The sequence below is a fragment of the Streptomyces sp. AK010 genome (assembly GCF_014207295.1).
Lineage (GTDB): Bacteria > Actinomycetota > Actinomycetes > Streptomycetales > Streptomycetaceae > Streptomyces > Streptomyces massasporeus.
Window position 1 is genome coordinate 18,035 of sequence record NZ_JACHCX010000024.1, and the last position, 12,023, is coordinate 30,057.

The window sequence follows — 12,023 nt, forward strand, 5'->3', positions numbered from 1 at the left end:
CGTACGCCGTCCGAGTCGCGCGTGTACGGGGACGGCCACAGGATCGAGGAACGCCGACGTCGAACCCTCGCGACCGGCGCTCACTTTCCCCTCCGCGAAGGAGATGTGCGGGATGACCACCACGTCCGAACGGGCGGAAGGTTCGCGTACGCGACAGGCGTCGCACCATGTCTCCCAGTCCGTGTTCGACGGTTCCCGGCTGCGCGTCGTCCTCCTGGTCGACGTCCACGACGGGGCCCAGCACCAGTTCCTCGAAGCTTACGAACAGTTGTGCAACCAGGTCGCGTCCGTGCCCGGGCACGTCAGCGACCAGCTGTGCCAGTCGATCGAGAACCCTTCCCAGTGGCTCATCACCAGCGAGTGGGAGAGTGCCCCGCCCTTCCTGGCCTGGGTCAACAGCGAGGAGCATGTGCGGATGGTGGAGCCGCTGCACAGCTGCGTCCGCGACACCCGGTCACTGCGCTTCCACGTGGTCCGCGAGACCGGCGGCCCGGCGGCGAGCACCGACCAGGCGGCCCGCAGGCTCCAGACGGCGCCCAGGATCGGTGACGGAGTGATCCGGCACGCGCTCACCTTCACCGTGAAGCCCGGCAGCGAGGAGATCGTCGCCAAGATCCTCGCCGACTACGACTCGCCCGAGCCCAAGGTCGACGACACCACGCGCCTGTGCCGCACCTCGCTGTTCATGCACGGCAACCGGGTGGTGCGGGCCGTCGAGGTGCGCGGCGACCTGCTGGCCGCGCTGCGCCACGTCGCCCGGCAGCCCGAGGTACGGGCCGTCGAAGAAGCCATCAACCCCCATCTGGAGCAGGACCGGGACCTGGGCGACCCCGAGTCCGCCCGGGTCTTCTTCACCAGGGCCGCCCTGCCGGCCGTCCATCACGTGATGGCGCAGCGGCAGAACCCGCAGGCCGAGCGGTACGCCCTGTACTACCCGGCCCGGCCGGAGCGCGGGATGCAGCTCGCCGAACTCCTGGCCCATCGCGACGAGGCGGCGGCGGACGACCCGCGCAGCCCCGTCCTGCGCAGCACGATCTTCCAGCGCGACGACGTCGTCGTACGGCTGATCGACGTGCACGGCGGACTCGAGGCGGCCGATCCGGGCCACATCCTCGGTCTGTCCGACTCGGCACAGGTGGCCGAGCTGACGACGCTGCTGGACGAGACCGCGGGCATGGACGTGGTCGCGTCGAAGGACGGCAGCCTCGCGCGTGTGCTCGAACTGGCGCGCATGGATCTCGTCACCGACCGCCGGTCGCCCGACGCCTGATTCGCCATCCGGCGGGAGAGGCGGCAGTCGCCTCTCCCGCGTTGGTGCAGCACCTCAACGGAGGAACCCGTGATCACATCCCGTCCCAACATCGTGAGCCTGAGCGACGTCGAGCCCAACCGCCGGCGAGGCGGTGACCTGCGCGCCATGCTCACTCCGGCCGCGGTGGGCGCCACCAGCGGATTCATGGGCGTGGCCCTCATCGAGCCCGGTGACCGCATCGGTGAGCACTACCACCCGTACTCCGAGGAGTTCGTGTACGTGGTGTGCGGGCAGCTCGAGGTGGACCTGGACGGAGAGCCGCACCCGCTCCAGCCCGAGCAGGGGCTGCTCATCCCCGTCAACATGCGCCACCGCTTCCGCAACGTCGGCAACGTGGAGGCCCGGTTGGTCTTCCACCTCGGCCCCCTGGCCCCGAGTCCGCCGCTGGGCCACGTGGACACCGAGGAGACCGACGTCCAGTCCGCAGTGGTGGGAGCGGAGGCGGCCGAACGACGTCAGGTCCGCTCATGACGAGGCGAGTGGCGGTCACCGGCATAGGTATCGTCGCTCCCGGCGGCATAGGTGTCCCGGCGTTCTGGAACCTCCTGGCGGACGGACGCACGGCGACACGGGCCATCACGTTCTTCGACCCGTCCGGTCTGCGCTCGCGGATCGCCGCCGAGTGCGACTTCGACCCCGCCGCCCACGGCCTCGACGAGCGGGAGACGGAACGCAGCGACCGCTACATCCAGTTCGCCCTGGTCGCGGGAGAAGAGGCGGTACGGGACGCCGGTCTGGACCTCGACGCCGAGGACCCGTGGCGGGTCGGCGTCTCACTCGGCACGGCGGTGGGCGGCACCACCCGGCTGGAGAACGACTACGTCCTGGTCTCCCACCGCGGACAGCGCTGGGACGTGGACCACCGGGGAGCCGGCCCCGACCTGCACCGCGCCTTCACGCCCGGCTCGCTCGCCTCGACGGTGGCGGAGAGGTTCGGAGCACGTGGCCCGGTGCAGACCGTGTCCACGGGCTGCACGTCAGGGCTCGACGCGGTCGGGTACGCCTTCCACACCGTGGAGGAGGGCCGCGCCGACATCTGCATCGCCGGCGCCTCCGACTCGCCGATCTCCCCGATCACCATGGCCTGCTTCGACGCGATCAAGGCCACCTCCCCGAACAACGACGACCCGGCCCACGCCTCGCGCCCCTTCGACGCCGACCGCAACGGATTCGTCATGGGCGAGGGCGGAGCCGTACTCGTCCTGGAGGAGCTCGAGCACGCCAGGGCCCGCGGCGCCCGCGTGTACTGCGAGATCGGCGGCTACGCCACCTTCGGCAACGCCTACCACATGACCGGCCTCACCAGCGAGGGCCTGGAGATGGCCCGCGCCATCGAGGACGCCCTCGACCACGCACGACTCGACCCCACCGCGATCGACTACGTCAACGCGCACGGCTCGGGCACCAAGCAGAACGACCGCCATGAGACCGCCGCGGTCAAACGGGTCCTGGGACCGCACGCCTACCGAACCCCCATGAGTTCCATCAAGTCGATGGTGGGCCACTCCCTGGGCGCCATCGGAGCGATCGAACTCGTCGCCTGCGTACTCGCCCTGACCCACCAGGTGGTACCGCCGACCGCGAACTACGAGACACCCGACCCCGAGTGCGACCTGGACTACGTGCCCCGCGTGGCCCGCGAGCGCAAGCTCGACAGCGTGCTCTCGGTGGGCAGCGGATTCGGCGGGTTCCAGTCCGCGGTGGTCATGAACCGGCCGAGGGAGAAGTCACGATGAGCGAACCTCGTCCACGGCGCGCGGCCGTCACGGGAATCGGTGTGGTCGCGCCCAACGGATCCAGTACCGAGACCTTCTGGAAGTCCACCAAGGAGGGCATCAACGTCCTGGACCGCGTCACCCGGGACGGCTGCGAGAACATGCCGCTGCGGGTGGCGGGCCAGGTCCGCGACTTCGACCCGTCGGCGGTGATCGAGGAGCGATTCCTCGTCCAGACCGACCGGTTCACGCACTTCGCGATGGCCGCGGCCGACCTCGCGCTGGACGACGCCCGGCTCCCCCGGTCCGTGACCGACGAGGTGCCGTTCTCCGTCGGCGTCGTCACCGCGGCCGGTTCCGGCGGCGGCGAGTTCGGACAGCGCGAGCTCCAGCAACTGTGGGGCAAGGGCAGCCGCTTCGTCGGCCCGTACCAGTCCATCGCCTGGTTCTACGCCGCCAGCACCGGACAGATCTCCATCCGCCGCGGCTTCAAGGGCCCTTGCTCGGTCGTCGCGGCCGACGAGGCCGGCGGCCTGGACGCCCTCGCCCACGCGGCACGAGCCGTACGGCGCGGCACCGACGTGATCGTGGCCGGCGCGACCGAGGCACCGATCGCGCCGTACTCGGTGGTCTGCCAGCTCGGCTACGAGGAACTCAGCACGGTCGACGACCCGACCCGGGCCTACCGCCCGTTCACCTCCGCGGCCTGCGGGTTCGTGCCCGCCGAGGGCGGCGCCATGGTCGTGGTGGAGACGGAGAGCACGGCCCTTGAACGGGGCGCGCCCGTGCGGGCCCACCTGGCCGGACACGCGGCGACCTTCACGGGGGCCTCCCGCTGGGAGGAGTCCCGGGAAGGGCTCGCTCAGGCGGTCCGGGGCGCTCTGGCGGAGGCCGACTGCGCCCCCGAGGAGATCGACGTGGTCTTCGCCGACGCCCTCGGCGTACCGCAGGCGGACCGCGCCGAGGCCAAGGCCATCGCCGACGCTCTCGGGGCCCACGGCACCCGGGTGCCCGTCACCGCGCCGAAGGCCGGGATCGGCCGGGGTTATTGCGCGGCGCCGCTGATGGACGTCGCGGCGGCGGTGCTCTCGATGGAGCACGGTCTGATCCCGCCCACCCCCAACGTCGTCGACATCTGCCACGACCTCGACCTCGTGACCGGCCGGGCGCGTACCGCCGAGGTACGCACGGCGCTGGTGCTGAGCCGCGGGCTCATGGGGTCGAACTCGGCGCTGGTGCTGCGGCACGGCGCCACCGACGCCTCGTCCTGAGGCGCCGCGGAACAGACAAGGAAGGGAAATGGCATGAATGACCGCATCACTGTGGAAGAGCTCGCCGAACTCATGAAGAAGTGCACCGGTGTCACCGTCACTCCGGAGGAACTCCGCCGTGACGAGACGGCCTTCGAGCAGCTCGGCGTGGACTCGCTGGGCCTGCTGGGCATCGTGGGCGAGCTGGAGAACCGGTACGGCACGCCGATGCCCACCGACGCCGAACGCTCCAAGACGCCCCGGCAGTTCCTCGACCTCGTCAACAGTGCCCTCCTGGCTGGAGCGTGACATGACCGGACACACGCAGAACGAGATCACCATCGCGGCCCCGGTGGACCTGGTCTGGGAGGTGACCAACGACCTGGAGAACTGGCCGCAGTTGTTCAGCGAGTACGCCTCCGTCGAGATCATCTCCCGGGAGGGCCACAAGACGACCTTCCGGCTGACGATGCACCCGGACGAGAACGGCACCGTGTGGAGCTGGGTCTCCGAGCGCGAGCCAGACCGCGAGACGCTCACCGTCAAGGCCCGCCGTGTCGAGACGGGCCCCTTCGACCACATGAACATCCACTGGCGGTACGAGGAGGTACCGGCCGGCACGCGGATGGTCTGGACGCAGGACTTCGCGATGAAGCCCGAGGCTCCGGTCGACGACGAGTGGATGACGGACAACATCAACCGGAACTCGAAGGTGCAGATGGGCCTGATCCGCGACCGCATCGAGAAGATCGCCGCCGAACGCGGTGCGAGTCCCGGTCTGACCCGCTGAGCCGGACGGAGAACAGCCCCATGCACCAAGCCCTGATCGTCGCCCGGATGGCCCCGGGATCGGCTCCCGACATCGCCAAGGTGTTCGCGGAGTCCGACCGCGGGGAGCTGCCGCACCTCGTCGGCGTGACCCGGCGCAGCCTCTTCCAGTTCGGCGATGTGTACATGCACCTGATCGAGTCCGAGCGTGAGCCCGGACCGGCCATCGCCAAGATCACCGGGCATCCCGAGTTCCGGGACGTCAGCGAGCGCCTGTCCGCGTACGTCAGCGCGTACGACCCCGACACCTGGCGCTCCCCGAAGGACGCCATGGCGCAGCGCTTCTACTTCTGGGAGCGCGAGCCGGCCTGCTGATCGCAGCCGGCACTCGACGGCCGCCGGGTCCGCAGCGTCGCGGACCCGGCGGCCGCCGGTCTGTCTGCGTCGAGGCAGTCCGGGGATCACCCGGCCCCTCGGTACGCGGTCGGATCAGCCGGGGATGTGGCAGTCGAACGCGTGCAGATAGGGGTTGACCGGACTGATGTCGTCGATGACCAGGCCGGCCTCGGTGAGCCGGTCCACCATGCTCTGGCGGGTGTGCTTCGCCCCGCCGACGTTGAGGAGCAGCAGCAGGTCCATCGCGGTGCTGAACCGCATGGACGGCGAGTCGTCGACGAGGTTCTCGATGACCACCACCCGCGTCCCGGGGCCGCCGGCCTCGCGGACGTTGCGCAGCGTGCGGGTGGTGCTCTCGTCGTCCCACTCCAGGATGTTCTTGATGACGTAGACGTCGGCCTTCACCGGGACGGCCGTCCGGACGTCGCCGGGCACGACCTGCGCGCGGTCCGCGAGGTCGCCGCCCGTGCGCAGTCGCGGGACGGCGTTCTCCACCACCCGGGGCAGGTCGAGCAGCGTCCCGCGCAGGTCCGGGTACTTGTCCAGCAGGCTCGCCACCACGTGCCCCTGGCCCCCGCCGATGTCGGCGACCGAGGCGCACCCCGTGAGGTCGAGAAACGCGGCGACGTCCTGCGCCGACTGCACGCTGGAGGTCGTCATGGCGCGGTTGAAGACGTCCGCCGACTCCGGGGCGTCCTCGTTGAGGTAGGGGAAGAACTCCTTGCCGTACAGGTCCTCCACCACGTTGCGGCCGGTGCGCACCGCCTCGTCCAGCTTCGGCCAGACGTCCCAGGTCCACGGCTCGGTGCACCACAGCGAGATGGCGCGCAGGCTGTGGGGGTCGTCCTCGCGCAGCAACCGGGAGACGTCGGTGTGCGCGAACGTCCCGTCCGGGCGTTCGGCGAACACGCCGTAGCAGGACAGGGCCCGCAGGAGCCGTCGCAGCGGGCCGGGTTCGGACTTCACCGCGGCCGCGATGTCCTCCACGGCCATGGGCTGGTCACCGAGCGCGTCGGCGACGCCCAGCCGGGCGGCCGCGCGCAGGGCGGCGGCACATGCCGCCCCGAACGCGAGTTCCCGCAGCCGCATGGACGGCGGAGGAGCTGGCTGAGTGGTCGTCATGTGCCGCCTTTCTACTTGGATCGAGCAGGGTGATCACTGAACAGTCGTGGAACTCTCGGGCGCGCCGAGGGGCGTGGGTCGGTGTGCGGTCAGCACAGACCGGCGGGCTTGGACGACAGGCAGGAGTTGCCCTGGAACGTGTTGCCCTCGCCGGGGTCCGTGTTGACCAGGTCCGCCGGGGAGTTGCCCTCCAGCAGGTTGTCGCTGATGCGGTTGCGCTCGCTGGTTGTGCCGACGAAGCTCTTGAACACGACGATGCCGCCCGAGAGCGGGGACGTGCCGACGTTGTCCCTGATCACGTTCTGGGTGATCAGGTTGTCCTCGGTGCCCGTCAGGACGATGCCGGACCCCTGCAGGGCGTCCAGCCGGGCGGTCTTCGGGCAGGACTTGTTGTTGCGCTCGATGCGGTTCTCGCGCACGGTCACGAGGCCGGCCTTCGGCTTGTTCTCGTCGCCGACGACGAAGACCGCCGCGCAGTTGCCCGTGAGGTGGTTCCCCGCGACGGTCAGGTTGCGCAGCCGGCGGACGGTGACGCCGATCCGGTTGCCCTCCAGCCGGTTGTGCTCCACCACCGTTCCCCCGGTGTCCGTGGCGCCTTCCTCCTCCTTCACCGTGTTGGCGAGGAAGAGGCCCGCGTCGCCGTTGTCCCGGGCGGTGTTGCCGCGGAACACGCCACGGGCCGAGCGCTCCGTGGCGATGCCCCACACCCCGTTCCGGACCGCGGTGACGTTCCGCACCGTCAGCCTGTCGGCCTCATTGGCGTGGATGCCCGTCTTGGCGAAGCCGGTCACCGTCAGGGACGCGATGGTGACGCCGTCGACGCCGTGGTCCTTCGTGCCTGCGACACAGATGCCGTTGCCGGCGGCGGCACAGCTGTCGGCGGCCCTCGCGGCGCCCGCCGTGCCGGCGGGAAGGGTGGTGGTGCCCACGCCCGCCTCCGGTACGAGCACCGTGCCGCGGCCCATGCCGCGCAAGGTGAGTCCGGGCGTGGTCACGTCGACGCTTCCGTGGTGGGTGCCGTGCGCCAGCAAGACGGTGTCACCCGGCCGGGCGCTGTCCACCGCCTTCTGGACCGATTCCCCGGGCCTGACCAGATGGACCGTGTGGTCGGCGGACGACGGAGCGGCCCCGAGGCCCGTCCCGAGCAGCGCCGCAGCGCACGCCAGGTATGCGATATGGCATTTGTTCATATTGCGCAGATTACGTCCACAAAGGTCGTGAATCGGTGAGATGGGCCATCCGGCGGCGTGGCCCTGCCGGCAGGGCACCGGGCCGGGCGGGCCTGCGCCCCGGAGGACCTCTCAGCCCTGCGGTGCGGCGTCGGGCCGAGCCGTGTGGTCGGGGTGCCCATCGGTGCGGCGCGCTTCCTTGAGCTCGGCCTCGTACAGGTGGTCCTTGCCGTCGGCCAGTTCCCGTCGCGCTTCCCGTTCCGTGGCTTTGAACGGCTCGTAGTAGGTGGCGTCGTAGGCCTCGATGATCTGGAACGTCCAGTGCCCCGGAATGACATTGCGGCCCGTGATCTCGCGCCGGATCCGTTCCGCCCATCGCGGGTGGCCGGCCTCGTGCATGAGGTCGGCCGCGCGGTCAAGCTCGAAGTCGGCCCCGCCCGTCAGCTGGTGAAAGGCGTACAGGTGGCCGCGCGCACGCTCGGTCGTCTCCAGTGCCTTGGACAGGGCCCCCAAGGCCCGGACGGTGGTGTCGGTCATGCCGGGTGGACGGCGGTGGGCCGCGTCCGGTCCGTCGTGGTGATCACTCATGTAGGACTGACTGCCCTGTCGGCGGCTGCTCGCAGCACCGGCATTCGGGCGACGCGCGGCTTTGCGCACCCGCATACCGGCTGCCCCGCGCCGCGCAGGCCGTGAGAGATGCTCAGAAGGCGTAGCGCACGCGCAGCCACGGTGCGTGGCGGTCGATCAGGGTGCGCAGGGTCCGCACCGCCTCGCCCTTGACGTCGTTGCGGTAGCGGAGGTTGAGGGCGCCGTTCTCGGAGCGCTTGGCCTGCTGGAGTTCCGGGCGCCACAGGACGTCCTCGGCGCGGGGATGCCAGCCGAGGTTGACCTCATGCAGGTCCCGGTTGTGGGTCAGCATGATCACTTCCGCCGCCGCCTGCTGTTTCACCCGCCGGGGCAGAACGTCGTCGAGGTGGACGAGCAACTCGGCCCAGGCGGCCTCCCAGCCGGGGCGGACCACCACGGGGGAGAGGTTGAAGTGGACCTCGTACCCGGCGTCCAGGAAGTCGGCCGCCGCGCCGATGCGCTCGGTGACGGGCGAGGTGCGCACGTCGAGCAGCCGGGCGTCGTCCGGCGGCATCAGCGAGAACCGGATGCGGGTGCGGCCACGCGGGTCGAGGGCCAGCAGGTCGGGATTGACGAACTTGGTGGCGAAGGACGCCTTGGCGGTCGGCCACTGCCGGAAGGCGTGCACCAGATCCGCGGTGTTGTCGCAGATCAGTGCGTCCACCGAGCAGTCGCCGTTCTCCCCGATGTCGTACACCCATGACCTTGCGTCGCACTGGTTCGGCTCGGGCTTGGGCCCCTGCCGTGCCACGTGCCGGGCGATGTGGGCGACGATCCGGTCGATGTTGGTGAAGACGGTGACGGGGTTGGCGTACCCCTTGCGCCGGGGCACGTAGCAGTAGGCACAGGCCATCGCGCAGCCGTTGGAGGCGCCGGGAGCGATCCAGTCCGCCGATCGGCCGTTGGGGCGTGTGGTGAGGGTCTTCCTCTCGCCGAGGACCAGCGTCTCCCCCTTGATGCGCACCCAGCGCTCGATGTTCCCCTGGTTGCCGTGCAGCCCGGGCAGGCGCCAGTGGGACTCCACCGTCGTCACCCGCGCGTCGGGGAACCGGGCGCTGATCTGCCTCCCGCGGGGGGACTCGGCCGCCGCGGGCTCGGCGTAGATCTCGCGTACGGGCAGCAGTCGGGGAGCCGCGGCGGAGGTGCGGAAGGAGGGGCGCCGGTCGGCGGCGTCCGGTCCAGGAGTGAGGGCGTCGAGTCCGAACAGTGCGCCGGAGTCGTCGTCGGGGGCGCCGGACGGGTGGTTCATGGGTGCTCCCGTACGGAGGGGTGCGAGCGGAGGAGAGGGGTCCCGTCGCTCAACTGGGCCAGAGGGTTCCCGTCACTTCACTGTACGGGGCACGCATGGCCGGCGCGTGTGTCAGGTGGTTCGGGGCGAGGTCAACGCCAATCGCACCATACTCGGCGGTGTGGCCGGAGCTCGTGGAGGGCTCCGTACGGCTGGCCGCGCAGGCGTTCCTCACCGCACTGCCGCTGGTCATGACCGTCGCGGCGTTCGCCCCCGGCAGGATGCAGGACCTGCTGGCCGACTCCCTCCGGGCGGTTCTCGGTGTGCGCGACGACACCCTCGACGACGCACCTGGTCCACGATCTCGCCCACGTTCAGCTGGACCGTGCCGTCCTCGGCGGTCACGGCGCCTTCGCGGTCACCGGTGAGCATGTTCACCACCGCGCGTGCGAGCGCCGGCTGGCGCCCTCCCACACCTGCTGGAAGGCGTCACTGGTGATCACGCCGGTGCCGGTGCGGTCCACGACGGTCCTGACCGTCTCGCGCAGCGGACCCTCGAAGAGAATCGGCTCCGTCGACGACACGCGGCGGTGTCCCCGCGTCCTGGAGGGTCCGCACGAGTGCGTCCGGCAGGGCCTTGACGCCGACGTTCTTCACCACTTGGTCCGTCAGCCGCTTGATCACGACGTCGTGCACGGCCGGTTCCGATGCCAGGGGCGCGACGGTCTCCACGTACCTGTCGGTGTCGGACACCGTGTCCTGGACCCAGGGCGACGACGGCCAGGGGTGCAAGCAGCTGGGGCAGCACGAGGAGCAGCGAGGAGCCGGCCCGCCGTGCCCGCCGGTGGCGTACCGCGGCGTGACGGCGCAGCCGCTCGTACTCCCCTCTTTCCTCGGTGGCCATGACGTGTTTCGGGCTCGCGGCTCCGCCGGAGTGTCCCGGGTCCGAAGACGCGGCCAAGTTCATGGGGGCGCCTTTCCGAGTGTGCGTCGCCCCGGTTGTGAGGGGCGCCGCACGGGATGGAGGAGGCAGCGGCGACGCCGGGCACCCGAGCGTGTGCCCGGCGTCGCCGGGAGCGTCGTGCGCGCGGTCAGCCCGCCCCCGTGGGGGCGCGCGGCCCCATGGCCTGCGCCTTGCGGAGCGCGGCCCGCCAGGCGAGGGCGACCGCCGCCTCGGCCAGGGCCAGCAGGACCAGCCACAGGCCGAGCAGCCGGGTCAGGGCGCGGGCCGACTCCGAGGGCAGGGCGAGCACCACGATCCCCGCGACGATGCCGATCACCGCGGCGCCCAGGACGACGCCGCGGTGCGGCAGGTCCTTCGCGGCGATGGCCGTGTAGAGGGTGAGGATCCCGGACACCAGCCATACGACCCCGACGACCAGCGAGAGCGCGGCGATCGTCTGCAGCGGGTTCCGCAGGCACAGCACCCCGGCCAGGACGTAGAGCACGGCCAGGACCAACGCCGGAAGCCGCTCTCCGTGCTCTTCCCGGCCGAAGACGGCCACGAACCGGAACGCCCCGCTCACCAGCAGGTACAGGCCGATGAGGACGGCGAGGACGTGCAGGGTCGCCTCCGGCCAGACCAGGATCAGGACGCCCGGCACGAGCGTCGCCACGGACGAGGCCAGAAGCCATGTCCAGGAACGGCCCAGCCGCGCGAGACCGTAGGCGGAGTCACCCGCTGCCATGAGGACCGCTCCGTCGGAGTGGTGCTCCTGTCCGGGGAGCGATGAAGGACCACGCGACATGGTCATGGCGTCTCCGTAAGTGGTCAGTCGGCCCGGGAGGGCCGGGTGTGGCTTGTGGCTTCTTGCCTTCGGTGGCTTCCGAGGAGTGGCCGCCCGGTTCTCCGGGGCGCCCTGGCCGCTGATTGAGATGTGCGCGCTGTGTGCGGTCGCAGATCACGGAGAGGACAGCGGGGTGTTCCTCGGGCCGACGGCATGCCGGGTGGAACGAGGAGGGGCGAGTGAGCGAGCGACGCGCCCGGGGAGGGGCCGGCGTCGATGCCGGTAATGGCCACCATTGGGCGGCTGTGGCCGACGAGGCCGGCGCGACCTTGTGGTCGAAGAAGATCGACAATGACGAGACGGCGATCCTGACCGCCATGGGCGAGATCCCGGACCTGGCCGACGAGGTGTCCTGGGCGGTGGACATCTCCGGCACGTCCTCCGCGCTGTTGCCGGCCCTGCTCGCGGCCAACGGTCAGCGGGCCGTGTACGTGCAGGCCGTCATCGCCCTGGCCCGCCGACGGGCCGGCGTGCTGTGGGCCCTGCTGCGTGACGGGCGAGTCTTCACCTCCGCCCCGCCGGTCACGCAGGCGGCTTGACTTCGTCATGGAGACTCCTCGTGTGATCGAGGTGCGGTGGTCTTCGAGGGATGCGTCGCGGCCCGGGCGATGGATCCGACGGCTTCAGCGTCCCGCCTGTCGCCGGCTCC

14 protein-coding genes are annotated in these 12,023 nt (G+C 70.8%); 8 read left to right on the forward strand and 6 right to left on the reverse strand.

The window, feature by feature from the left end:
* Positions 1-112: 112 nt before the first annotated feature.
* The 7 genes from HDC93_RS32685 to HDC93_RS32715 all read left to right on the forward strand — a co-directional run bounded on the left by HDC93_RS32685 (position 113) and on the right by HDC93_RS32715 (position 5,420).
* Positions 113-1,270: a SchA/CurD-like domain-containing protein gene (locus tag HDC93_RS32685; protein WP_185014454.1), complete on the forward strand. Its 1,158-nt coding sequence runs from the start codon at positions 113-115 to the stop codon at positions 1,268-1,270.
* 69 nt (positions 1,271-1,339) lie between these two features.
* Positions 1,340-1,783, forward strand: a complete 444-nt coding sequence (locus HDC93_RS32690) for a cupin domain-containing protein (protein ID WP_030847753.1) — start codon at positions 1,340-1,342, stop codon at positions 1,781-1,783.
* A complete protein-coding gene (locus tag HDC93_RS32695) occupies positions 1,780-3,048 on the forward strand; it encodes a beta-ketoacyl synthase (RefSeq protein ID WP_185014455.1) in 1,269 nt (422 codons plus the stop codon). Before HDC93_RS32690 ends, HDC93_RS32695 begins: the two co-directional genes overlap by 4 nt.
* Positions 3,045-4,298, forward strand: coding sequence for a ketosynthase chain-length factor (locus HDC93_RS32700; protein WP_185014456.1), 1,254 nt, complete (start codon positions 3,045-3,047; stop codon positions 4,296-4,298). The genes HDC93_RS32695 and HDC93_RS32700 overlap by 4 nt, the downstream gene beginning before the upstream one ends.
* A gap of 33 nt (positions 4,299-4,331) precedes the next feature.
* A complete protein-coding gene (locus HDC93_RS32705; RefSeq protein ID WP_185014457.1) occupies positions 4,332-4,586 on the forward strand; it encodes an acyl carrier protein in 255 nt (84 codons plus the stop codon).
* A 1-nt stretch (position 4,587) separates the two neighbouring features.
* Positions 4,588-5,067, forward strand: coding sequence for an SRPBCC family protein (locus HDC93_RS32710; protein WP_185014458.1), 480 nt, complete (start codon positions 4,588-4,590; stop codon positions 5,065-5,067).
* A gap of 20 nt (positions 5,068-5,087) precedes the next feature.
* The gene (locus HDC93_RS32715; RefSeq protein ID WP_185014459.1) at positions 5,088-5,420 is read left to right on the forward strand and encodes a TcmI family type II polyketide cyclase; all 333 of its coding nucleotides are present in this window, start codon (positions 5,088-5,090) and stop codon (positions 5,418-5,420) included.
* Between the two features lie 114 nt (positions 5,421-5,534).
* On the opposite strand, the gene HDC93_RS32720 is transcribed toward HDC93_RS32715, so the two are convergent.
* From HDC93_RS32720 to HDC93_RS32745, 6 genes are all read right to left on the reverse strand, one after another.
* The gene (locus HDC93_RS32720; protein WP_185014460.1) at positions 5,535-6,563 is read right to left on the reverse strand and encodes a methyltransferase; all 1,029 of its coding nucleotides are present in this window, start codon (positions 6,561-6,563) and stop codon (positions 5,535-5,537) included.
* Between the two features lie 89 nt (positions 6,564-6,652).
* Positions 6,653-7,753 (reverse strand): nitrous oxide reductase family maturation protein NosD, encoded by a 1,101-nt coding sequence (locus HDC93_RS32725; protein ID WP_185014461.1) that lies wholly within the window; start codon positions 7,751-7,753, stop codon positions 6,653-6,655.
* Positions 7,754-7,864: 111 nt separating this feature from the next.
* A complete protein-coding gene (locus HDC93_RS32730; protein WP_185014462.1) occupies positions 7,865-8,320 on the reverse strand; it encodes a hypothetical protein in 456 nt (151 codons plus the stop codon).
* Between the two features lie 112 nt (positions 8,321-8,432).
* Positions 8,433-9,608, reverse strand: a complete 1,176-nt coding sequence (locus HDC93_RS32735; protein WP_185014463.1) for a spore photoproduct lyase family protein — start codon at positions 9,606-9,608, stop codon at positions 8,433-8,435.
* Positions 9,609-10,021: 413 nt separating this feature from the next.
* A complete protein-coding gene (locus tag HDC93_RS38940) occupies positions 10,022-10,171 on the reverse strand; it encodes a hypothetical protein (RefSeq protein WP_260419890.1) in 150 nt (49 codons plus the stop codon).
* Between the two features lie 507 nt (positions 10,172-10,678).
* Complete coding sequence (locus HDC93_RS32745; protein ID WP_185014464.1) at positions 10,679-11,341, reverse strand: HdeD family acid-resistance protein; 663 nt, start codon at positions 11,339-11,341, stop codon at positions 10,679-10,681.
* A gap of 212 nt (positions 11,342-11,553) precedes the next feature.
* Here HDC93_RS32745 and HDC93_RS32750 point away from each other — a divergent pair, with 212 nt between their 5' ends.
* Positions 11,554-11,913, forward strand: coding sequence for a transposase (locus tag HDC93_RS32750; protein ID WP_311774679.1), 360 nt, complete (start codon positions 11,554-11,556; stop codon positions 11,911-11,913).
* The last annotated feature ends 110 nt before the right edge of the window (positions 11,914-12,023 follow it).